Here is a 19,623-nt window from a genome sequence, read left to right on the forward strand (position 1 = left end):
CTGCACCCATCTGACGGACTTCATTTTATCAATGATTTCTTAACTATTCCTGTGACGTGTTCGCCGTTTCGTCTGCTTCGCCTGCCTCGCCTGGCACGGCAGGCTTACGCGGAGCAGCCGCTCTGCGCGGCACCCCTTCATACATGATCTGCGTAATCTGCGCTGCTCGATCCGGCTCAAACTCCGTCAGGATCTTCGCTGCAGTGCCCTCATCCATGCGTTGGAGAATAGCAATGCACAAGTCCAGATCCAAGGACTCCATGACCTTCGCTGCATCTGCCGGTTTCATATCATTATAGAGACGGGCAAGCTTGCTGACGCGCTTCTTCTCCGCAGCTTCACGCGCTTTCTGCTGCTTTTCGATCTCCTCTTTGGTGATCTTCACAGTCTCCGGCGTTTTCTTCGGTTTCGTCACTGTGCTCGCTGAGGAAGACGATGAAGACGACTGCGCGCCTGTCTCATCATTTCCCGCAGGCGGAACAAAGTACTCACCGATCACAGGCAGTTCATGGAGTTTATACTCCTCGTTGAGTGTCTTCGTATCAAAGAGGCGGAGATAGACACCGAGAGCAAATCCGCCTACAATCAGTACGAGAATTAAGATCAGTACCAATAGGATCTTCAATTTCTTCCGCATGGATTTCCTGCCCTCTTTCTCTTCCCCTTACTTGCCTATCTCACTTGCTCAGCGGTATATATCGAGCACGCGATTAACATAGTCCTGTGTTTCCGCATACGGCGGCACACCGCCGTACGCCTTGACGGCATTGGGCCCTGCGTTGTAGGCGGCGACTGCCTTCTTCACATCACCGCCGAAAGTATTCATCAGCTCGCCCAGATATTTCGCGCCGCCCTCGACGTTGCCTTCCGCCGTGTATGGGTCGACCCCAAGTCCGGCAGCCGTTTCCGGCATCAGCTGCATGACACCGACTGCTCCTGCGGGAGAGACGGCATCCTGACGCCCGCCGGACTCCACCTCAGCAACGGCAGAGACGAGTTTGGGATCCACATGATATTTCTGCGCAGCAGTGTGAATCATCTGCGCCAGATCCGGATGAGCGAGTTCTGACCGATTCACCTTCTTCGACGGAGCAGCCGACTGCACCGCCTGCGTCTCCTGCACCTGCTGGACAGGATGCGCCTTGGAGGATGCCGCAGCCGCATTCTTATGAATTTCCTGTTGAAGTTTCGATGCGAAATCCAGCCCGGGGAGATTCTGCTGCTTTAGATTAAACTGTCCCTCAATCTCCGCAATGCGTGCCTGGATCTGCTTGATCCCCGAAAGGTCTATCATACTGCTTCCTCCCATTCCCTGTTTCGCATAGTCAGCTGCAGACCGATTTCATCAAGCATCTTCTGCTCTTCCTGCAGCACCTCCGCCTTGTATTCAGCAAGACGCTTTTCCCTTAGTTTCTCTATGCTCTTGAGCGCACTCATCTGTTCCATGAGAACCTTCAGTGCTTTTTGCCGCACAGCGTTTGCCTGCAGAATCACCTGCTGCTGCTCTTCAATCTGCTGTCGCTTCCATCCAAAGAAACGATTAAAACTCATGAGACGCCCAATTTTGATGTGCGTTCCTGCCTTGGAAAGTTCTTCATAGTCGCGTTGTCCCTGCGCCATCTCTTCAAGCAGCTGGCGCTGATAGGCACGTTCCTCCTCGAGGGCACGCACGGCTTTTGCGAAGGCGACCTCCGCCTCTTCCTTTTTCATGCGTGTTACCTTGAGAAGCGTCTCAAGCTGAAATCGAAATCTCTTCATGATGCTTCCTCAGCCGCAGGCTGCTCTTTTCCGGTCAGCCCGATGAGCCGCTGCTCCGTCTCCTCATAAGAAGTCACCTCGTAGATGCCCTGACAGAGGAATTCGTTGATTCCGTCGATCTTTTGGATCGCCGCGTCAATCTTTGGACTGGAACCTTTGACGTACGCACCGATATGAATGAGGTCTTCCGCTTCCTGATAGACTGCCATGAGCTGGCGCATCTCCTGCGCTGCCTCCAGATGTCTCTTTTCAACCACCTCATACATGACGCGGCTGACACTGCTGAGAACATCAATCGCCGGGAAATGGTTCTGAGCGGCAATCCGACGTGAAAGGACAATGTGTCCGTCGAGAATCGAACGCACCGCATCGGCGATCGGCTCATTCATGTCATCGCCGTCAACAAGGACGGTGTAGATGCCTGTAATCGATCCCTTCTCGCTGGTTCCGGCGCGTTCCAAAAGACGCGGCAGCATAGCAAAGACTGATGGGGTGTAGCCGCGCGTTGCCGGCGGTTCCCCAATGGTGAGCCCGACCTCACGCTGTGCCATAGCAAAGCGCGTCACCGAGTCCATCATAAGGACAACCCTGCGTCCCTGATCACGGAAATACTCCGCAATTGCAGTCCCTGTCATCGCGCCCTTGATACGGACAAGTGCGGGCTGATCGGAGGTTGCCACAACCACCACCGATCGTTTCAATCCTTCTTCGCCGAGGTCACGCTCAATGAAGTCACGCACCTCGCGTCCGCGTTCTCCCACAAGGGTGATAACACTGATATCTGCCTCAGTATTGCGTGCAATCATCGAGAGCAGCGTGGATTTGCCGACGCCGGAACCTGCCATAATGCCAATGCGCTGACCATCGCCAAGCGTAATCAGTCCGTCAATCGCACGCACGCCGACATAGAGATTGTCGTGAATGCGCGGTCGTGTGAGCGGCGGCGGCGGTGCCTGCAGCGGGTACTCTTCCTTGGCAAGAATGGGACCCTTTCCGTCGATCGGATTGCCGAGGCCGTCGAGCACACGTCCAAGGAGCTCCATACCGACCTTTACACGCAGGCGTCGCCCGGTCGCTACGACTTCACAGCCAGGGCCGATGCCCTGCATCTCGCCGACCGGCATGAGGAGAACACTTCCCTCACGAAAGCCAACGACCTCGGCCGGCACTGGGGGCATTCCGGAAAAGTGTGAACTCACATAACAGAGTTCGCCCACGGTCACCGTCGGACCCTGGGACTCAATGACAAGGCCGATGATCTGTGTCACCTTGCCCGTCATCTTCATCGGTGAAGCCGCGCGAAGTGCATCCTGGAACTTATGGATATTTATGGAAAATGGGGGATTGCCCCCCGTCTCACTTGTATTCATAGCATAACTTCCCGCACCGCCTTCTTCAGCTGTTCAATCTGTGTCTGCAGGCGTGCATCGACACTGCCGTTAGGCGTCTCCACAAGGCAGTCGCCAGGCTTAAGCCCATCGTCGGATGTGATGGAGAGGTTCGTATCACCGGCGGTCAGAATGCCGCGCAGTTCATCCCGTGCCATCAGAACGAAATCATAGCTGTCCGGCGGAACGTGAACAACGATTTCCTTTTGATCCTTAACGCGTTCGATGGCATCGCGTACAATCGGCAGCACCATTTGAGGCACATCAATGAAGTGCTGGGGAAGAACTCGCTCGACCGCCGTCATGGCGATGGAGACAATATCCTGCTCAGCCTTAACGAGATAGTCACGCGTCGCATCATCTGCATCGCGCAGGGTCTTTTCCGCCTTCTCATTGGTCTGGCGGATAAGCTCCTCCATCTCCTCACGTGCGGCAGCTTTACCCTCTTCTTTTCCCGCAGCAAAGCCCTCGTCATACCCCTGCTGACGCGCCTCTTCACGATCCTTTTCAATCTGTTCCTTCGCCTCATTGAGAAGGCGGTCGCGCTCCTGGGCTATTTCACCGCGGCGAACGGAGATCTCCATGTCCAGTTCTTCACTGCGCACGTCCATTGCGTGTTCACGCTCTTCGATACGGGAAAGAAGGTACTGAACAGTCTCTTCACTGACCCCATCTCCGCTGCCGTCCTCTGAGGACGAAACAGCCGGTGGCGGGACATCGATAAGATGCGGGTTTTCTTCCCAGACAGCAGCCTTGATAACTCTAGACAATCATCTCGTCTCCCTTGCCGCGCGAAATCACAATCTCGCCCTTGTCTTCGAGGACGCGGATGACGCCAACGACCTTCTGCTGTGCTTCTTCCACATCGCGGATCTTGACCGGTCCCATGAACTCGATCTCCTCACGCAGCATATCTGCCGCACGGGTCGACATGTTCTTGAATACCTTCTCTGCGACTTCCTGCGGTGTTGCCTTGAGCGCGAGCGAGAGGTCCTTGGTATCGACCTGACGCAGAACGAGCTGAAGTGAACGGTCGTCGATCTGCACAATGTCCTCGAACACGAACATCAGCTTCTTGATCTCTTCGGCGAGCTCCGGGTTGTCGACCTCGAGCGTCTCGACGATCGCCTTCTCCGTGGTACGGTCGACACGGTTGAGGACTTCGACAATCGCCTTGATGCCGCCTGCTGTAGTAAAGTCCTGCGTCACAATGGATGACAATTTGCGCTCCAGCACGCGCTCGACTTCGCGGATGGAATCCGGCGAAGTGCGATCCATTGTCGCAATACGCTTCGTGACCTCAACCTGCGCTTCCGGAGGCAATGCCCCAAGGACAAGTGCTGCCTGGTCCGGCTCGAGATATGCCATAATGAGCGCAATCGTCTGTGGGTGCTCGTTCTGGATAAAGTTGATGATCTGTGCCGGATCGGTCTTGCGCAAAAAGTCGAACGGACGCACCTGAAGGCTCGTCGTAAGACGATTGATGATCTCGAGGGCCTTGTCCGGCCCAAGTGCCTTCTCCAGAACGTTCTGCGCATACTGCAGGCCGCCCGAGGAGATATAATCCTGTGCCATGCACATGGAGTAGAACTCTGAGATGACTTCGGCCTTGAGTGCAGCTGACACCTGCTTTTGGTTCGCGATTTCGAGTGTCAGATGCTCGATCTCATCATCGTCCATATGCTGAAACAGCTTTGCAGAATACTCAGGACCAATGGCGATAAAGAGGATCGCCGCTTTTTGCTGGTTGGTCAGATCACCGCTGCCATACATATCCGGCATGGTTACTCCTCCTCCGTAAGCCACGTCTTGACAAGAAGCGCCACCTCTTCGGGCTTGCTGTCAATAAGCGCGAGCAGTGCGAGCTTCTGGTTCATCTGCTGCTGCTCTTCTTCAGAGAGATCTTCTTCCTCGACCTCGCCGGCGGCAATTGCTGCGGCCCGCTCTTCTGCAAGGCGTTCTTCTTCAAGACGCTGTGCCTCCTCGGCCGCCTCACGCTCGAGGCGCTTCTTGCGGCGATACATGAGGACGGCAGCAACGATGAGTGCGATGATGAGGAGAACGGCGCCGACCTGCATATAGAAAATACGATCCTGCCGGTCTTTCTCTGCCTGCAGTTCTGCAGCGCGGCGTTCTGCTGCCTCCGTACTGAACGGCAGCGGTTCAACGGAGATCGTGTCACCACGTGCCTGATTGATGCCGGCAGCACTGCTCACGGTGCGCAGGATGCTCTCCTGCTGCGGCTGCGTCACGTCATCATTAACGAGAACGGCGACCGTCATGCGGCGAATCGATCCCGGAGAGGCGATGACATGCTGACGCTCCTCATTGATCTCATAGTTTTTCGTGGATTCTTTTTTCTCATAGGCAGCATTCGCATTCGATTCCTGCTCTACATAGCCCGGCACATTGCTCTGTACGCCCGCCGGGCCGCCCGGATTCGTTGAGCTGCCCGTATAACTCTCGGAGATATCCTGCTGGCTGCGCACGATCCCCGAATCATCCACCACAGGCGTGAAGGTCTGACGATCCGTCAGGCGGTCATCAAAGTCAAGTTCCAAGCTGACACGGGCAAATGCGCGTCCCTCCCCCAGCGTCTGGTCGAGGAGGGTCTGTATCTTTTTCTCGATGCTGTCCTGCATCTTGCGCGTCATATCGAGCTGCGTGATCGTCTTTACGCCAAGCCCCTTCTCGTCCTGATCGTCCGGATCATTTAAGATCTTGCCTGTATCGTCGACGATGGTGATATTCTCGGGCGTCAGCCCCTTGACGCTGTGTGCGGCAAGATTGACAATCCCCTTGATCTCTTTCTTCGTCAGCTCCGTGTTCGGCTTAAGACGCAGCATAATAGAAGCCGTCGCAGGCTTTTCCTCTTTTTTATAGAGGCTGTCCTCCGGCAGCACAATGTGTACACGTGCCTTATCTACAGCCTCGATCTGCTCGATGGTACGTGTCAGTTCTCCCTGCAGCGCCTGAAGATAATTGACACGATTCTGGAACTCGGTCACGCCAAGCTTGCTGTCATCGAAGATCTCAAACCCCTTGTTGCCCCGCGGAAGTCCCTGCACGGCCAGGTTGAGACGAGCTTCATGCACGTTTGCTGTCGGAACGAGGATCGTTGTCCCCGACTTATTCTCTTGTATCTCGTAGCTGATCTTCGACTCACGCAGCTGATTGGCAACCTCGCCTGCATCCTTTGTTTCCATATCGGTAAACAGCGGCACCATATCAGGTTTGCTGCCATACCAAAAACTCAGTCCAAAGATCAATGCGAGGATTACGAGTGCCGAGCCGAGCATGATGTAGCGCTGTCGCTTGTCAAAGCGTTTCCACAAGGCAAGGCCGCGCTCTTTCCACTCTCCCATATTTTCTTTCCCTTCAAGTCATCACGGTGTGCTTCCCTACCGGGGTGTGCAAAACAGCGTTCTTCTTACACCTGCATCCGCATGATTTCCTGATAGGCAGAAAGTGCACGATTGCGCATCTGCAGCGTGAGCTGCAATGCGATATCAGCCTTCTGCCCCGCCACTATGACCTGAGAAACATCCTGAACTTCACCCGCCGCCAGAAGCTTCGTCTGCTCCTCCGACGCGAGCTGAAGATGATTGACCTCGGAGAGGGCATCCTTAAGATACATACCGAAACTCTTTTTTTCGGCCTTATCGATGGTCTCACCCAGATGGCTGGTTGCACGCATCGCAACAGGGGTCATTTGCAGTGCTTGTACTTCCATATACATTGATCTCCCTTATCATGTGCGCAAAAATCAGTTGCCGCTGCCGATGCGAAGTGCCGCCGAAACCATGGACTTTGCCGCGTTTATGGTGGTGGTATTCGCCTCATATCCACGGGAAGCCGATATCATATCGACCATCTCTGCCACGATATTGACATTCGGACGCTCCACATACCCATCTGCATTTGCATCCGGGTGCCCCGGCTCATAGACGAGCGGTCCCTGTGTATTATCCGCCTGAATAGAGACAGCGCGTACGCCGTCTCCGGGGCGAAGGCGATTCGAAGCGCGCGCCAAAAAGGACTCAAATCCAATTCCGGTGCCCTTCTCACGCGGCTGAAAGACCACGTAACGGCGGTGATAGGCTCCCCCGCCCTGCGTGCGTGTCGTATTGGCATTTGCAATATTGTTGGAGATCACGTCCATGCGCAGACGCTCTGCCGTGAGTCCGGAAGCCGCCGCATCAATACCCAAAAACATTCCCATATCATGTCCTCCTGCTATCAGCCCTGACCGCTGGTGATGACACTCTTCAGTTTGCCGATATGGCTGCTCATCTGATTCGCCAGTGCATTATAATAAAGCTGATTTTTGGCAACTTCAGCCATTTCAATATCGATATCGACGTTATTCCCATCCAGCCGCATATTGGTCGTCGATTCCTGCTCAATGAACGCATGTGTCTTCCCATGATAGGGAATGGGGAGATGCCGGTCATGCGTACGTACAAGTTTCATCAGAGGGTCGTCCTCCAACCCCAGTTCTTTTCTCAGCAGATCTTCAAAGCGGACATGACTCCGCCTAAAGTACGGTGTGTTCACATTGGCGATATTATTACTGAGCACCTCATGGCGAAGGTTCGCAGCCGACAGTGCACGGCTGCTGACGTCAATTACCGAAGTGTTTACCACCTGCTCAAGCATGAAACGTCACATTCCTTTCTCCCATTTTTTATGCGTGAAAAAGACTGCACACACAACAGATATATATTAGTTCTACATTTCTAAAAAAAATCCTTTTCATTCTAACATTTTTTCCATAAAAAGTGAAGAAAGGATTTCGCCCCCCACTATCTCTTCAGCGGCAGGGGGCTGTGTGTATCGACATGCAGCGTTTTGACAAGAATATTAATCTCATGGACCACCATCCCCGTCATCCGTTCGATCTCTGCCTGCAGTCTGCTGCGGAGCACAGCCATCAGATCAGGGATCGTATGCCCATAGGAGAACACAACTTCCAATGAAACGGTTATGCCAAGATCGTCATCCCCGCTGACAATATGACGGACGCGCGTCTTTCCTACATGATACACCGCATCGAAGCGTTCTGCAACAATGCGCACAATGTTCTTGATCACCGAGTCATCAATAACGAGCTTGCCATAGTAGCTGAAAACAGGACGCACGATGGAGCGCTCCCCAAGCCGCCGCCGCTTCGCCGAAGAGGTCTTGAAAAAACTCCTGAGCGGGTCGATGAGGTAGCCCGAAAAATGCGGCTTCAGTTCAATGCTCGGAACGGGAATGATGTGTTCTCCGCGTTTCAGGCGATGGTATTGGGCGATCTCCATATCCTTTTTGGAGGCGACGTCCTCGATGCGGATGATCTTTCCGACAGGGCCGATATGCAGTGCCTTCGCAATCTTCTGCACCATATTCTCTGATGTTCCGAGAATCAGGATGCGGCGCGGTGTACACTCTTCAATCGCATGCCGCACAGCGGCGGCGTGTCCCGGAAGGACAAAAATAGCACGTCGTACGGCCATGATGCGGTTCTTCTCTTTTTTTGCCGACGTGCCGCCGACCACTTTTCCGTCTTTGATGAGGATGCCGTCATCAATAATGGCATCCGCACCATTTTTTCGGGCAACCCACAACGCACGGTGACTTTTTCCTGTCCCGCTGGGGCCGACCAGGGCAATCACGTCCATCGTGTCCCTCCTCTGCTTCTCTCATCTGCATATCGCTGATGCAGATCATGTATGCTGCGGCGGTCGATAAAAATTCTCCGCGTAGATATCGTCGATGGCGAACTGTCCAATTTTCTCTGCCCCGCGTCCAGAAAAGCCGCGGTAATCTGAACCGCCTGACACGAGAAGACCATGTTTCTGCGCAACGTCCAAGTAATGCTGCGTATCCTGGCAGTCATAGGTTGGGTAATACGCCTCGATCCCTTGGATTCCTTGTGCGATGAGCGCCGCAATGGCCTGCTCATCCCCCAGTGCCTTTGGGTTGGCAAGCACCGGAATCCCGCCCGCCTCTTTGATCAGGCTGATGAGTTCCTCGGCGGGAACACGAAAATGCGGAACATAGGCAGGCCGCCCGCGCTTCAGCAGCTGATCAAAGCACTCACGTATTGAACTGAAATATCCCTTTTTAACAAGTACTCGTGCCACATGAGAACGGCCGATTGCCTTGCACAGTCCCTCATCCGTCAGCACCTCGGTTTCACCAATCTCATAGCCAAGCCCCCGCAGGAGTTCCACGATCTCCGTGAAGCGTGTCCACCGCGCCTCGCTGATCTCTTCAAGTTTTTCCTGCAGTCCTGCATCGTAGATGTCGATGTTATAGCCCAGGATATGAACATCATGTCCGTCATCGCCTGTACTGAAGCCCACGCCGGAGATAAGCCGCAGACTGCCGGAGGCAAAATGTCCGCTCTCATACAGTTCCGTTACGCCCTCAACCGTGTCGTGGTCCGTGATGGAAATATAACGCAGCCCCGCTTCCTTTGCTGCCTCTACGATCTCCTCCGGCGTATTTCTTCCGTCGGAAAAGGTCGTATGGATATGCAAATCGCTTGGCATATATCTTCTCCTTAGCTGCCTATCCTGCTTCCCGCAGCAAGATCGGCTCAATCGTTGCGGGCCGCTTTCCTGCAACGTCAATATCCACAATAACCGCAGCATACTCTGCCGGCCCCTCTGCCGTCTCGAACCGTACGGGCATTCCTGTGCGGAATTTTTGGATGACAAGATCTGTGCGCACACCGAGCACGGAATCCTGCGCACCGACCATGCCAAGATCCGTGATGTACGCCGTCCCCCCTGGCAGGATGCGGGCATCCGCCGTCTGTACATGCGTATGTGTGCCGACAATGATGTCCGCACGGCCGTCCAGATAATGCCCCATCGCCAGTTTCTCCGATGTAGTCTCCGCATGAAAGTCCAGCACAATGATATCAGCCTGTCCCTCCAGTGCGGCGAGGATCTCGTCTGCCTTCTGAAAAGGGCAGTCCATCGGCGGCATAAACGACCGCCCTGAAAGATTCAGCACACCAATGTTCGCTGTTTTTGCGGGAAAGACGCAAACCCCTTTCCCCGGTGTCCCCGCAGGATAATTTGCGGGGCGGATGAGGAATGGCTCATCATCGACAAAAGAAAATACATCCTTCTTGTCCCAGACGTGATTGCCCGAGGTCACAACATCAGCGCCGCCTGCATAAAGCTCATCCAGCGCCTTGCGCGTATAGCCCTTGCCGCCCGCCGAGTTCTCCCCGTTGACAATGACCGCATCGATGCCGCGCTCCGCACGCAGGCGCGGCGTAAAGGAACGAAAGGCGCGCCGTCCCGCACGTCCGACGACATCGCCGACCAATAAAATGCGCACAGTGCCCCTCCTCCGACCATAGATACATCAGCGATTATAAACCACGACCTGGTCACGTTCCCGTATACCGACGAGACGCTCACGCAGCGGCATCTCGCGCACGGCGGTCAACATGCGGTCGAGCGTCTCATGCTGCATCTGCCGAAACTCCGCATCAGGCACATCCGCTCCATGCGGATCTACGAGCAGCGCCTCACCAAAACGATCCACAAGCAGCTGTACTGCAAGACCGATCTCCTGCTCTGTCACCTCATCCATCCGACGTGCCAGATGCAGCATCGTAAGCCCCTCATGCCGCTCATAGGAGAAGTCCATCGCCGTCACAACACTCCCCTCGATCATCTGGAAGGTCTCAATGCTCTCACCAAGAAACGCAGTGAACTCCTCCGCCTCTGCGGGTGACAGCTGTGCACGCACGAAAAAGTCCATCGTCAGCATCCCCTCGCATGGATCGTAGGAAACCGCCTCGATCTCAGGAAAGCAGACGAGCACGGAAGCAAGCAGCTGCACGCCCGGACGTGCCTGTTCACGAGACGTTCGAACCGATCTTTGCCCCAAAAACATGCTGCGAAAAAAATCCCACATGTTGCGGTCCCCCCTTCCATGACCGGCTATTCCTCACTGCTCACACGCCCGAAACCGAGCGCATATACCACATTGCGCCCCGCCTTCTTCGCCTGATAAAGTGCTTCGTCAGCATTCTTGAATAGCTGGAGCTCATTGTCCTGCTCCGGATCGAAGGCAGCTGCGCCGACACTGATCGTGACATTGTGGTGAAACGGCATCTTCGCCTCCTCCACCCTGCGGCGGATGCGCTCTCCGACCCTGCCCGCAACCGCGAGCGGCGCCCCTTGGAGAATAATGAAAAACTCGTCCCCGCCCCAGCGGCAGCCCGCATCTGAGCCGCGGATCGTGCGGGAGATTGCATCCGACACCGTAAGGAGCACCTTATCCCCCATATCATGCCCATAATTGTCATTGACCGCCTTGAAGTGGTCGATGTCCATAAGGATGACCGAGAGTGGTGTCTTTTGTGCCTGTGAGAGTGCCACCGCCTCCTTCAGGAGGCGCTCCATCTCGCGGCGGTTCAGCAGATTCGTCAGTGTATCGCGGATGGCAAGCTGCGTGAGCTGCTGGTTCGCCGTATGCAGCTCCTCCTCCGAAACACGGATGAAGTGCGACATGAACGCAAGCATTTTCCGATCGTAGGACAGCGGTGCCACGCGCTTGGGCTCCAGCTTGGCAGCCTTGACGTAATTGGATTTCTCCTTCATGCCTACAAGCAGGACATTCAGATTCGCCGGAACAATGCGTCTGCCAACACGCCGAACCTCCCCAAACACAAATATGGTCGACGAGGGGAGCCCCGCACAAGGAGACATTTCCGTCACGACATCTTCGCCGAGCAGGAGATAGTGCCCGATGCACGCCGTCCCGAAAATCGCCTGCGGTGAGAACGCAGACATATCACGTGCATTTTCTGCCGCTTTCGTGAGAATGCCGTAGGGGTCGCCATAGGCAAGGCGAAACTTCGTCCCCGCCTGCATGGGCAGGCCGAAGGTGAGTTCTCCCGACCCCGCCTCGATCTTAAGAGGGACCCGCGCGGAGACCGAGCCATCCTCCTCCTCAAAGCAGAGCGGGAAGAGTGCTGCATCGGAACTGAAGTCGCCGTCCCCCTTGATGCCGAAATAACGCTCATAGATGCGCAGCGGTATGCCGCCGTCCAACTCCTTGATCGTGTAGCCGTCCACACGTGTCGCAACAATCTCACGGCCGAGTTCATTCCAGCCGAAGTTGCATACTGCATGCGCATCCAGCGTCTCACCGTGAAACACAATGGCGGCCATTCCGAACCGCAGCTCCGCATCGTCCGCAATCAGATAGCCGTGCACTCCCATAGGCGGCGAATCAACAAAGGCTCCAAACACTGCGATGTGTTCGTCCATCACAGTGCATCCCTCAAGCAGTGCGCCGAGCTGATCCATAAGGCCGACCACAAAGAATTCGACTGCCTTGGTATGCGGACGTGCGCCGACAAAGCGGGCAATACTCTCCTTTGCCTCTGATGCCGGCGTATTTCCTTCGACCGTGACAAACTCCACCCGCGATGACTCAAACGCCGTAAAGGTAAGCATGGCCCCTTCCGTATCAAGGGACAGATCTGCCATCTTGAGGGCACAGGTATGCGCCAGAATTCGCGCATGCGGGAACAGCTCCCGCACAGCATTCACCATGCTCCCTGCCTTCTCAGCAGCCATCTCACAGGGGGCGGCAATCGTAATGAGCAGAGACTCCACACGCGGAATCCGATCCAGTTTTTCCTTTGCCTGTTCCGCCTTGCGCTGCGCATCGGCAGTCCCGGAAACAATATAGGTCAGCTGCTGCATGATGCACTCCTTGTTGAACGTCGGGCAGTTCCGCTTCTCCGCCGCGGATATTGTCCATCCTCCATATTTCCCACAAATAGGGGGCATGTGCCCCCTATTTGTATATTTCTCGCCTTACTTCGCATAATCGACAACGCGCGTCTCACGGATCACCGTTGCCTTAATCTGTCCCGGATACTCGAGATCGCCCTCGATCTTCTTTACAATATCATGAACGAGAACTGCCGCTCCCGCATCATCCACCTTGTCCGGCTTTACCATCACGCGGATCTCACGCCCCGCCTGAATGGCAAAGCAGCGCTCTACGCCGTCAAATGACTCCGCAATCTCCTCGAGCGCCTTCAGTCGCTTGATATAGGACTCAAGACTCTCTCGCCGTGCCCCAGGGCGTGCTGCAGAGACAGCATCTGCAGCCGCGACCAGCACAGCCTCCACCGTCGTTGCCTCCTCATCACCGTGATGTGAGGCAATGATATTGATGACTTCCTTCGACTCACGGTATTTGCGCGCGAGTTCGGCGCCCACCGTGACATGCGGGCCCTCGATCTCATGGCTGACCGCCTTGCCGATGTCGTGAAGAAGTCCACCGCGCTTGGCGAGCATGACATCGCAGTCCAGCTCCGCCGCCATCAGCCCTGCAAGATGTGCGACCTCGATGGAGTGTGCAAGCACGTTCTGCCCGTAACTCGTACGATAGCGCATCCGCCCCAGCAGGCGCACCAGCTCGGGATGAATGCCGTGAACGCCCGTCTCGAACGTCGCCTGCTCGCCCGCCTCCTTGATGCGCTGATCGACCTCACGGCGTGCCTTCTCGATCATCTCCTCGATACGCGCCGGATGAATACGCCCATCCTGGATCAACTTCTCGAGAGCGATGCGCGCCACCTCGCGGCGCACGGGATCAAACCCTGAAAGGATGACCGCCTCGGGCGTATCATCGATAATGAGGTCAATGCCCGTGAGGGTCTCAAGTGTGCGGATATTGCGTCCCTCACGCCCAATGATGCGTCCCTTCATCTCGTCATTCGGCAGGGCGACGACCGAAACCGTTGTCTCTGCCACATGGTCAGCGGCACAGCGCTGGATGGCGACACTCAAAATCTCGCGTGCTGCCTTGTCTGCCTCATCCTTCGTCTGCTGGATGTATTCCTTGATCTTACGTGCCTTCTCATGCTTCAGCTCTTCCTCCGCCTCCGCCATAAGAACGGTGCGCGCCTCCTCGGAGGACAACCCCGAGATACGCTCGAGCTCCTGGCGCTGGCTCTCATAGAGTGCGTTGATCTCCGCCTGTGTCTTGTCGATACGCGCCTCCTTGCGCGACAGGCCTTCCTCCTTCTTTTCGATCAACTCCAATTTGCGGTCGAGATTCTCCTCCTTCTGGATTGTGCGGCGCTCCATGCGCTGCAGTTCACTGCGCCGCTCCTTTGTGTCACGCTCGAAGTCCTGCCGCTGACGCTGGATCTCCTCCTTGGCTTCAAGCAGCGCTTCCTTCTGTTTTGTCTCCGCCGCCTTTCCGGCCTCTTCGACAATCCGTTTTGCTTCACTTTCGGCTGATCCTATCTGTGCCTCTGCCGCACGCCTGCGCGCCGTATAGCCGGCAGCAGCGCCAACGGCAACAGCGATAATTATCATGAGTATTTCCGTAATGATAACGGCCACCTCCTCGTTCATAAATAAGCGCATATTCTTATATATTTTAATGTTTTTTGCCTATGGTGTCAAGAATGGCACGCCCTCTGTGCATGCGGCGAAAAAATCCCGCAGGCTGGGCCCCTCGTTTGCATCTCCCTATGCCGTACTTTCACGGAGGTACTGGACAGAAATATTTTCATTCGGTATAATATGTTCATCGGTTCATATGTTAGGAGGAATTATGAATAAGAAAAAATTGATGCGAAGCGGAGTCGCACTTGCTCTCTCCATCTCCATGGCGAGCGGCATTACCCTCAGTACCCCGGCGGTGGCCGAGGCAGGCACGGGCAACATCATTGGTGCGATCGTCGGCGGTATTGCGGCGTCCGCGGAGATGAACAAAGAGATCAAGTACTACAATACGACGGAAGAGGGTCGTCAGGCACTAAACAATCAGCTGCGTGAGAAATACGGAGTCAACAACGACTACACGCTCAACAGCCAGCTCGACCGCATCTTCACGAATCTGACGGCAGCGATCGGTTCACAGGACGCGACCATCTATGACCGTCCGTATATGTATTTCATTAACAACGAGGACAGCTTCAACGCATTCTGCACCCTTGGACACAACATGAGTGTCAACACAGGGCTTTACAACTACCTCAACAACGAGGATGAGATCGCCGTCGTCCTCGCACACGAAATGGGGCATGGGCAGAAGGATCATCCTGCGAAGGGGATGAAGCGTTCTCTCGGGCCTGCGATCCTTGCGAGTGCGACAGGCTCGGTGCTCGGTGCAATCGCCGCAAACATCTGGAACGGACAAGGGCTCACAAAACCGATGGAATGGGAGGCGGACAACCTCGCCTTTGACTACATCTCACGCTCTCCGTACAACCCGGGAGCAACGGCTGCCGTGTGGCAGAGGATCATCGACATGGACGGCAACAACTCTTCCAATGTCATCGCCATCATGTCCGGTGCTGCCGACCATCCGTCGAACGCTTCGCGCCGCGACAACTATGCCAAGAAGCTGACAGAGATGAGCGGCGGCAAAGTTACGGTAAACAACGGTACGGTCTACATCAACAAGAAGGAATTCGTCACCCCCGCCCCCGCCTATGGCATGACCTCGGCAGAACGTGCCTACTTTGTCATGGGCAACCTCGCCGCTGCCTATAAGAACGGTCATGCTGCCTCCGATGCCTACGCAGACGGCTCTACCGTTATTCTTGGTGCGCAGCCCATCATCACTGCCGTGAACGGTGACCGCAGTGCATCAGACATGGCAAATCAGCTGAATAAGATCAAGTAAGAGGAACACAAAAAAAACGAGGATTGCCCGCATCGGCAATCCTCGTTTTTCTCTGTTATCGCTGTGGAAAACGGCGCAGTGCGCGCGGTTTACCCAAGATCTCCGCCATCACTACCGCCTGCTGCATCGTCTGCGGTGTCCACTGCGGCAGCCCCTTTATCGCAGGAGATGCTGCAGCGGACAGTACCTCAGCGCGCCGTTCCTGTGTGGCGCGCTGCTTTCCCGCTTGTCGGAGCGCCGCCTCTGCCTTCTCGGCAGCTCTGCGCTCCGCCTCCCACTTTTGGCGCAGTGCACGCTCTGCCTCCGCCGGATCAACCGTCCCAATCTCGATGCGGCTGGGGATGCCGCGCATCGGAGGGATCTCGAACGCACCGCCCTTTGTCGCTCCGCGTTTATGACGGGGAATCTCCTGCGGCACGGTCGGCGGCGGAACTTTTTTCTTTCCGCGCACACGATCATCGAGCACACTGATCGCGATCAGGATGCCGACTACGACGAGAAATTCCATGGTGCATGCCTCACTTTACGGGAACAGACGGATGCTTGTCATCCTGCTTCCCCGACGCGCTGATCGCATGGCGCATCTCCGTATCCGACTGAATGTTGTTCAGCTGATAGTAATCCATGACACCGAGTTTCCCATCACGGAGTGCCTGAGCCATAGCGTGGGGTACCTCTGCCTGTGCCTCGACTACCTTCGCCTCCATCTCCTGCGTGTACGCCTTCATCTCCTGCTCACGAGCAACCGCCATCGCACGGCGTTCCTCTGCCTTTGCCTGGGCGATACGTTTATCTGCCTCTGCCTGATCGGTTTGCAGCTCTGCGCCAATGTTGCGCCCGACATCAACATCGGCAATGTCAATGGAGAGAATCTCAAATGCCGTTCCCGCATCGAGGCCTTTCCCCAAGACAGTCTTGGAAATATCGTCCGGATTCGCAAGCACATCGTTGTGACTCTGCGACGAGCCCACTGTCGTAACAATCCCCTCGCCGACGCGTGCAATGATCGTCGGCTCACCCGCGCCGCCGACAAGGCGGTCGATATTTGCCCGCACTGTCACACGTGCTTTGATTTTCAGCTCGATGCCATTTGCTGCCACAGCAGAGACAATCGGCGTCTCAATCACCTTTGGATTGACGCTCATCTGCACTGCGTCAAGGACATCGCGTCCCGCCAGATCAATCGCCGCCGCGCGCTCGAATGGGAGCGCAATCTGCGCGCGGTGAGACGCGATCAGCGCATCGACCACCTTATCCACATTGCCGCCTGCGAGATAGTGTGCCTCAAGCTGGTTGACACTCACATCCAACCCTGCTTTATTTGCCTTGATGAGCGGCAGAACAATACGGCTCGGCGGCACACGGCGCAGGCGCATCCCGATCAGGGAAACGATACTGACCGAAACATTGGCTGAGATTGCCGATACCCACAATCCAAGTGGGACAAAGTGCAAAAAGATGGATACCGCCAGAATGATAATGACAATGAGGAATGCTCCGCCAAACAATGTGCCCATAAATACCTCCTAAATATGTCTTACCTGTCTGCTTCACGCACTACAACACGGCTGCCGCTCACCGAAAGCACAACAACGTGCGTTCCCTTCGATATAAACGTCCCTTCGGAAACGACATCCACAGGATGCCCATCGATTCGTACCGTACCCGCAGGACGAAGCTCCGTGAGCACCTCTCCCGTCTTTCCGACAAGATCGACGGCTCCAACGCTGCTGACATACCCCTCCTCCGTCCGTGAGCTATTGTGAAGCACCAACTTGTTCCACAGACGGCTCGACGGCAGACGCGCAACAATGAGGAGAAAAGCAGCCACAGAGATCGCAAGAGCGATTCCCAGTGCCGCGAGTGCGCCGATGTCGCCGCCGAGCGCGAGCACAATACTATAGAGCATCGCTGCAACGCCCAGCCCCGCGAGCAGTCCGACCGTCGGCAGCAGAATCTCCACAATGATCATCAGCACACCAACAAGAAATACTGCGATGTGATAGAACTCCACCAGACCGCGCGTATACTGACTTCCCCAGAACACCGCCGCCGCGACAATGCCGAGCAGGACACCGACCCCCAGACCGCCCGTCTTGATCTCCACCATAATGGAGAGAAACATCACGGCGAGCAGCAGCACCTGCAGTACGCCGCGATCCACGATAACATCCATACCTGCCCTCCTTCGACAGATGCCGCGCACACCATCCGTCCATCACGCTGCAAAAGAAAAACCGCCCCTGCGTCCCAAACGTGAGCGGTGTATTACCTAGCCTTGTGAAGAAGCAGCCGCCAGAGAGGGGTTCTCCTTTCCTGTCTGTATGATAACAGATTCACACGGTGTTCGCAAGATATTTGTACAATTCTCCTAATTATCAAGCAAAACGACTGTATGAACCATCCGCCGCATCTCTTTTCCATCAAAAAACAGAGGATTCAGCATTACATACTGAATCCCCTGAAATTCCATTCCCCAAATAAATGGTCGGAACGACAAGATTTGAACTTGCGGCCTCTTCCACCCCAAGGAAGCGCTCTACCAAGCTGAGCTACGTCCCGAACAGTGGCTATTATACCGACCTTTTCACTTCTTGTCAATCCTTTTGTGTCATCTGCTTCATCAGCCGCAGAGCCCCGATCTCGACGCCAGTCTCGCGTGCCACCTGTTCGATGGTGCGCCCGGCACGCAGGAGTGCACGCGCCTTGATGATGGTCTCATCCTCCGGCAGTTCTTCCTCCTCAGTCGGCGGAGCAGGCTGCTCCATCCGTTCCGGCGGCATCTGCTGCACGGAGGCTGCAGATGCCGGCATAACTGCGGATGAAACAGACGGCGGCACGGCACGCGGCGAAGGAGATGCCTGCGCCGGCGGTGGCGGTATCGGTGCAGGTGCCGCAGGTGGTGTCCCACCGCGCATTTGTTCACGCAGGATGGACTGGTGCAGCACAGCAGCAAAAGCATCGCCGTCCGTACGCTGTGCCTCTGTCGGCTGCATGACAAGGGGAGGCACCTGTCCCCCGAGCACTCCGCTGATCTGTGGGGACGATGCCGGCGAAACAGGAACTGCGGCACGTCGCTGCGGCTGAATGGCAGGAGGCAATGTCTGTCCCATGTCACTCAGACGACGTTCCAGCTCCTCAATGCGCTGATGAAGTGCCCATTCAAGGCGCTGCGCCTCTGCAGCACGGGTCTCCAGCTGAACACGCCGATCATCCGCCTCGCGCAGAAGTCCCTCAAGTTTGGTCACATGACTGCCAAGACGCTTGATGATGGTGTCTGCGGACTGCTGCAGTTCCTTTTTCAGTTTCTCAATGGACTCTGCCAATTCCTCGTCATCCTCCTCGCTGCGCTGGCGGCGATGGATGACATAGCGCACGATGAGGAGCAGGACTGCTCCCATGATGATGAGTGCGCCCAGAATTTCGGTGATGGAAATAATAGCAGGCCGCCTCCCTTATCCTATAAGCTAATATCGAGGTGCACACCACGGTTGGGGTCGACGGCAAGACGCTGCAGCAATTCCTGTCCATGGTCTTCCTGCCTTCCGCGCCTCCCTTGACCGCCGCGTCCGCCCTGCCGGCGCTCACGCTCAGGATCGTCCTTGACGCGCGCATCGTCACTTGCCTTTTCCTTCGCACGCACCTGCTGGCGGGCAAGTTCCGCATCCTGCTTCTGTCGGAGAGATTCAAAGGTCTGCTGAACGTTGACCTGGTTCTGCATATTGCTTTGAACATTTCCCGCCTCATTGGACTGCGGAATCATCATCTGCATACTGATTGGCGTGACATTCATGGCGCT

Annotated in this window: 22 protein-coding genes and 1 tRNA gene; 1 reads left to right on the forward strand and 22 read right to left on the reverse strand. The window is 55.7% G+C overall.

The genetic code is table 11. The features are described from left to right. Positions 1 to 43 precede the first annotated feature (43 nt). The 16 genes from HMPREF0908_RS03430 to rny form a co-directional block, all read right to left on the reverse strand. Positions 44 to 637 (reverse strand): MotE family protein, encoded by a 594-nt coding sequence (locus tag HMPREF0908_RS03430; RefSeq protein WP_006690046.1) that lies wholly within the window; start codon positions 635 to 637, stop codon positions 44 to 46. A 48-nt stretch (positions 638 to 685) separates the two neighbouring features. Beyond that, positions 686 to 1,294 (reverse strand): lytic transglycosylase domain-containing protein, encoded by a 609-nt coding sequence (locus tag HMPREF0908_RS03435; protein ID WP_006690047.1) that lies wholly within the window; start codon positions 1,292 to 1,294, stop codon positions 686 to 688. Then, the gene (gene fliJ, locus HMPREF0908_RS03440) at positions 1,291 to 1,758 is read right to left on the reverse strand and encodes a flagellar export protein FliJ (protein WP_006690048.1); all 468 of its coding nucleotides are present in this window, start codon (positions 1,756 to 1,758) and stop codon (positions 1,291 to 1,293) included. The genes HMPREF0908_RS03435 and fliJ overlap by 4 nt, the downstream gene beginning before the upstream one ends. Then, complete coding sequence (fliI, locus tag HMPREF0908_RS03445) at positions 1,755 to 3,128, reverse strand: flagellar protein export ATPase FliI (protein ID WP_006690049.1); 1,374 nt, start codon at positions 3,126 to 3,128, stop codon at positions 1,755 to 1,757. Before fliI ends, fliJ begins: the two co-directional genes overlap by 4 nt. Beyond that, entirely contained in the window at positions 3,125 to 3,916 is a 792-nt protein-coding gene (locus HMPREF0908_RS03450) for a FliH/SctL family protein (protein ID WP_006690050.1), read from the reverse strand. Before HMPREF0908_RS03450 ends, fliI begins: the two co-directional genes overlap by 4 nt. After that, entirely contained in the window at positions 3,909 to 4,928 is a 1,020-nt protein-coding gene (fliG, locus tag HMPREF0908_RS03455) for a flagellar motor switch protein FliG (protein WP_006690051.1), read from the reverse strand. Before fliG ends, HMPREF0908_RS03450 begins: the two co-directional genes overlap by 8 nt. Positions 4,929 to 4,930: 2 nt before the next feature. After that, positions 4,931 to 6,511 carry a flagellar basal-body MS-ring/collar protein FliF gene (gene fliF, locus HMPREF0908_RS03460; protein WP_006690052.1) on the reverse strand — a complete coding sequence of 527 codons (1,581 nt, stop codon included), beginning with the start codon at positions 6,509 to 6,511 and terminating at the stop codon, positions 4,931 to 4,933. Positions 6,512 to 6,576: 65 nt separating this feature from the next. After that, on the reverse strand, positions 6,577 to 6,879 hold the full coding sequence (gene fliE, locus HMPREF0908_RS03465; RefSeq protein WP_040572384.1) for a flagellar hook-basal body complex protein FliE: 303 nt from the start codon (positions 6,877 to 6,879) through the stop codon (positions 6,577 to 6,579). A gap of 33 nt (positions 6,880 to 6,912) precedes the next feature. After that, complete coding sequence (gene flgC / locus HMPREF0908_RS03470; protein WP_006690054.1) at positions 6,913 to 7,368, reverse strand: flagellar basal body rod protein FlgC; 456 nt, start codon at positions 7,366 to 7,368, stop codon at positions 6,913 to 6,915. A gap of 17 nt (positions 7,369 to 7,385) precedes the next feature. Continuing rightward, positions 7,386 to 7,805 (reverse strand): flagellar basal body rod protein FlgB, encoded by a 420-nt coding sequence (gene flgB / locus HMPREF0908_RS03475; RefSeq protein WP_006690055.1) that lies wholly within the window; start codon positions 7,803 to 7,805, stop codon positions 7,386 to 7,388. A 146-nt stretch (positions 7,806 to 7,951) separates the two neighbouring features. After that, positions 7,952 to 8,809, reverse strand: a complete 858-nt coding sequence (locus tag HMPREF0908_RS03480) for an Asp23/Gls24 family envelope stress response protein (protein ID WP_006690056.1) — start codon at positions 8,807 to 8,809, stop codon at positions 7,952 to 7,954. A 45-nt stretch (positions 8,810 to 8,854) separates the two neighbouring features. Continuing rightward, a complete protein-coding gene (locus tag HMPREF0908_RS03485) occupies positions 8,855 to 9,685 on the reverse strand; it encodes a PHP domain-containing protein (RefSeq protein ID WP_006690057.1) in 831 nt (276 codons plus the stop codon). Positions 9,686 to 9,704: 19 nt separating this feature from the next. Beyond that, positions 9,705 to 10,487 carry a TIGR00282 family metallophosphoesterase gene (locus HMPREF0908_RS03490; RefSeq protein WP_006690058.1) on the reverse strand — a complete coding sequence of 261 codons (783 nt, stop codon included), beginning with the start codon at positions 10,485 to 10,487 and terminating at the stop codon, positions 9,705 to 9,707. A 27-nt stretch (positions 10,488 to 10,514) separates the two neighbouring features. Continuing rightward, entirely contained in the window at positions 10,515 to 11,072 is a 558-nt protein-coding gene (locus HMPREF0908_RS03495; protein ID WP_006690059.1) for a hypothetical protein, read from the reverse strand. Positions 11,073 to 11,098: 26 nt separating this feature from the next. Next, positions 11,099 to 12,874 carry a sensor domain-containing diguanylate cyclase gene (locus tag HMPREF0908_RS03500; protein WP_040572385.1) on the reverse strand — a complete coding sequence of 592 codons (1,776 nt, stop codon included), beginning with the start codon at positions 12,872 to 12,874 and terminating at the stop codon, positions 11,099 to 11,101. Positions 12,875 to 12,988: 114 nt separating this feature from the next. Beyond that, positions 12,989 to 14,545 carry a ribonuclease Y gene (gene rny / locus HMPREF0908_RS03505; protein WP_211204780.1) on the reverse strand — a complete coding sequence of 519 codons (1,557 nt, stop codon included), beginning with the start codon at positions 14,543 to 14,545 and terminating at the stop codon, positions 12,989 to 12,991. Between the two features lie 202 nt (positions 14,546 to 14,747). Here rny and HMPREF0908_RS03510 point away from each other — a divergent pair, with 202 nt between their 5' ends. Then, positions 14,748 to 15,824 carry a M48 family metalloprotease gene (locus tag HMPREF0908_RS03510; RefSeq protein WP_040572386.1) on the forward strand — a complete coding sequence of 359 codons (1,077 nt, stop codon included), beginning with the start codon at positions 14,748 to 14,750 and terminating at the stop codon, positions 15,822 to 15,824. Between the two features lie 55 nt (positions 15,825 to 15,879). Here HMPREF0908_RS03510 and HMPREF0908_RS03515 read toward each other — a convergent pair whose 3' ends face one another. From HMPREF0908_RS03515 to HMPREF0908_RS03540, 6 genes are all read right to left on the reverse strand, one after another. Further along, positions 15,880 to 16,332, reverse strand: a complete 453-nt coding sequence (locus tag HMPREF0908_RS03515) for a hypothetical protein (protein WP_006690063.1) — start codon at positions 16,330 to 16,332, stop codon at positions 15,880 to 15,882. Positions 16,333 to 16,342: 10 nt separating this feature from the next. Continuing rightward, positions 16,343 to 17,341 carry a flotillin-like protein FloA gene (gene floA / locus HMPREF0908_RS03520; RefSeq protein WP_006690064.1) on the reverse strand — a complete coding sequence of 333 codons (999 nt, stop codon included), beginning with the start codon at positions 17,339 to 17,341 and terminating at the stop codon, positions 16,343 to 16,345. A 20-nt stretch (positions 17,342 to 17,361) separates the two neighbouring features. Further along, positions 17,362 to 18,000: an NfeD family protein gene (locus HMPREF0908_RS03525; RefSeq protein WP_006690065.1), complete on the reverse strand. Its 639-nt coding sequence runs from the start codon at positions 17,998 to 18,000 to the stop codon at positions 17,362 to 17,364. Between the two features lie 309 nt (positions 18,001 to 18,309). Next, positions 18,310 to 18,386, reverse strand: a tRNA-Pro gene (locus HMPREF0908_RS03530). Between the two features lie 35 nt (positions 18,387 to 18,421). Beyond that, entirely contained in the window at positions 18,422 to 19,225 is an 804-nt protein-coding gene (locus tag HMPREF0908_RS03535) for a hypothetical protein (RefSeq protein ID WP_006690066.1), read from the reverse strand. A 59-nt stretch (positions 19,226 to 19,284) separates the two neighbouring features. Continuing rightward, positions 19,285 to 19,617 carry a hypothetical protein gene (locus tag HMPREF0908_RS03540; protein ID WP_006690067.1) on the reverse strand — a complete coding sequence of 111 codons (333 nt, stop codon included), beginning with the start codon at positions 19,615 to 19,617 and terminating at the stop codon, positions 19,285 to 19,287. Positions 19,618 to 19,623 lie beyond the last annotated feature (6 nt).

The organism is Centipeda flueggei ATCC 43531 (assembly GCF_000160695.1).
GTDB lineage: Bacteria > Bacillota > Negativicutes > Selenomonadales > Selenomonadaceae > Centipeda > Centipeda flueggei.

What these genes read in the sequence shown, in the direction of transcription:
- HMPREF0908_RS03430 (WP_006690046.1), bottom strand. Translation starts at nt 637, where the DNA reads ATGCGGAAGAAATTGAAGATCCTATTGGTACTGATCTTAATTCTCGTA.
- HMPREF0908_RS03435 (WP_006690047.1), bottom strand. Translation starts at nt 1,294, where the DNA reads ATGATAGACCTTTCGGGGATCAAGCAGATCCAGGCACGCATTGCGGAG.
- fliJ (WP_006690048.1), bottom strand. Translation starts at nt 1,758, where the DNA reads ATGAAGAGATTTCGATTTCAGCTTGAGACGCTTCTCAAGGTAACACGC.
- fliI (WP_006690049.1), bottom strand. Translation starts at nt 3,128, where the DNA reads ATGAATACAAGTGAGACGGGGGGCAATCCCCCATTTTCCATAAATATC.
- fliG (WP_006690051.1), bottom strand. Translation starts at nt 4,928, where the DNA reads ATGCCGGATATGTATGGCAGCGGTGATCTGACCAACCAGCAAAAAGCG.
- fliF (WP_006690052.1), bottom strand. Translation starts at nt 6,511, where the DNA reads ATGGGAGAGTGGAAAGAGCGCGGCCTTGCCTTGTGGAAACGCTTTGAC.
- fliE (WP_040572384.1), bottom strand. Translation starts at nt 6,879, where the DNA reads ATGGAAGTACAAGCACTGCAAATGACCCCTGTTGCGATGCGTGCAACC.
- flgC (WP_006690054.1), bottom strand. Translation starts at nt 7,368, where the DNA reads ATGGGAATGTTTTTGGGTATTGATGCGGCGGCTTCCGGACTCACGGCA.
- flgB (WP_006690055.1), bottom strand. Translation starts at nt 7,805, where the DNA reads ATGCTTGAGCAGGTGGTAAACACTTCGGTAATTGACGTCAGCAGCCGT.
- HMPREF0908_RS03480 (WP_006690056.1), bottom strand. Translation starts at nt 8,809, where the DNA reads ATGGACGTGATTGCCCTGGTCGGCCCCAGCGGGACAGGAAAAAGTCAC.
- HMPREF0908_RS03485 (WP_006690057.1), bottom strand. Translation starts at nt 9,685, where the DNA reads ATGCCAAGCGATTTGCATATCCATACGACCTTTTCCGACGGAAGAAAT.
- HMPREF0908_RS03495 (WP_006690059.1), bottom strand. Translation starts at nt 11,072, where the DNA reads ATGTGGGATTTTTTTCGCAGCATGTTTTTGGGGCAAAGATCGGTTCGA.
- HMPREF0908_RS03500 (WP_040572385.1), bottom strand. Translation starts at nt 12,874, where the DNA reads ATGCAGCAGCTGACCTATATTGTTTCCGGGACTGCCGATGCGCAGCGC.
- rny (WP_211204780.1), bottom strand. Translation starts at nt 14,545, where the DNA reads ATGAACGAGGAGGTGGCCGTTATCATTACGGAAATACTCATGATAATT.
- HMPREF0908_RS03510 (WP_040572386.1), top strand. Translation starts at nt 14,748, where the DNA reads ATGAATAAGAAAAAATTGATGCGAAGCGGAGTCGCACTTGCTCTCTCC.
- HMPREF0908_RS03515 (WP_006690063.1), bottom strand. Translation starts at nt 16,332, where the DNA reads ATGGAATTTCTCGTCGTAGTCGGCATCCTGATCGCGATCAGTGTGCTC.
- floA (WP_006690064.1), bottom strand. Translation starts at nt 17,341, where the DNA reads ATGGGCACATTGTTTGGCGGAGCATTCCTCATTGTCATTATCATTCTG.
- HMPREF0908_RS03525 (WP_006690065.1), bottom strand. Translation starts at nt 18,000, where the DNA reads ATGGATGTTATCGTGGATCGCGGCGTACTGCAGGTGCTGCTGCTCGCC.
- HMPREF0908_RS03535 (WP_006690066.1), bottom strand. Translation starts at nt 19,225, where the DNA reads ATGGGAGCAGTCCTGCTCCTCATCGTGCGCTATGTCATCCATCGCCGC.
- HMPREF0908_RS03540 (WP_006690067.1), bottom strand. Translation starts at nt 19,617, where the DNA reads ATGAATGTCACGCCAATCAGTATGCAGATGATGATTCCGCAGTCCAAT.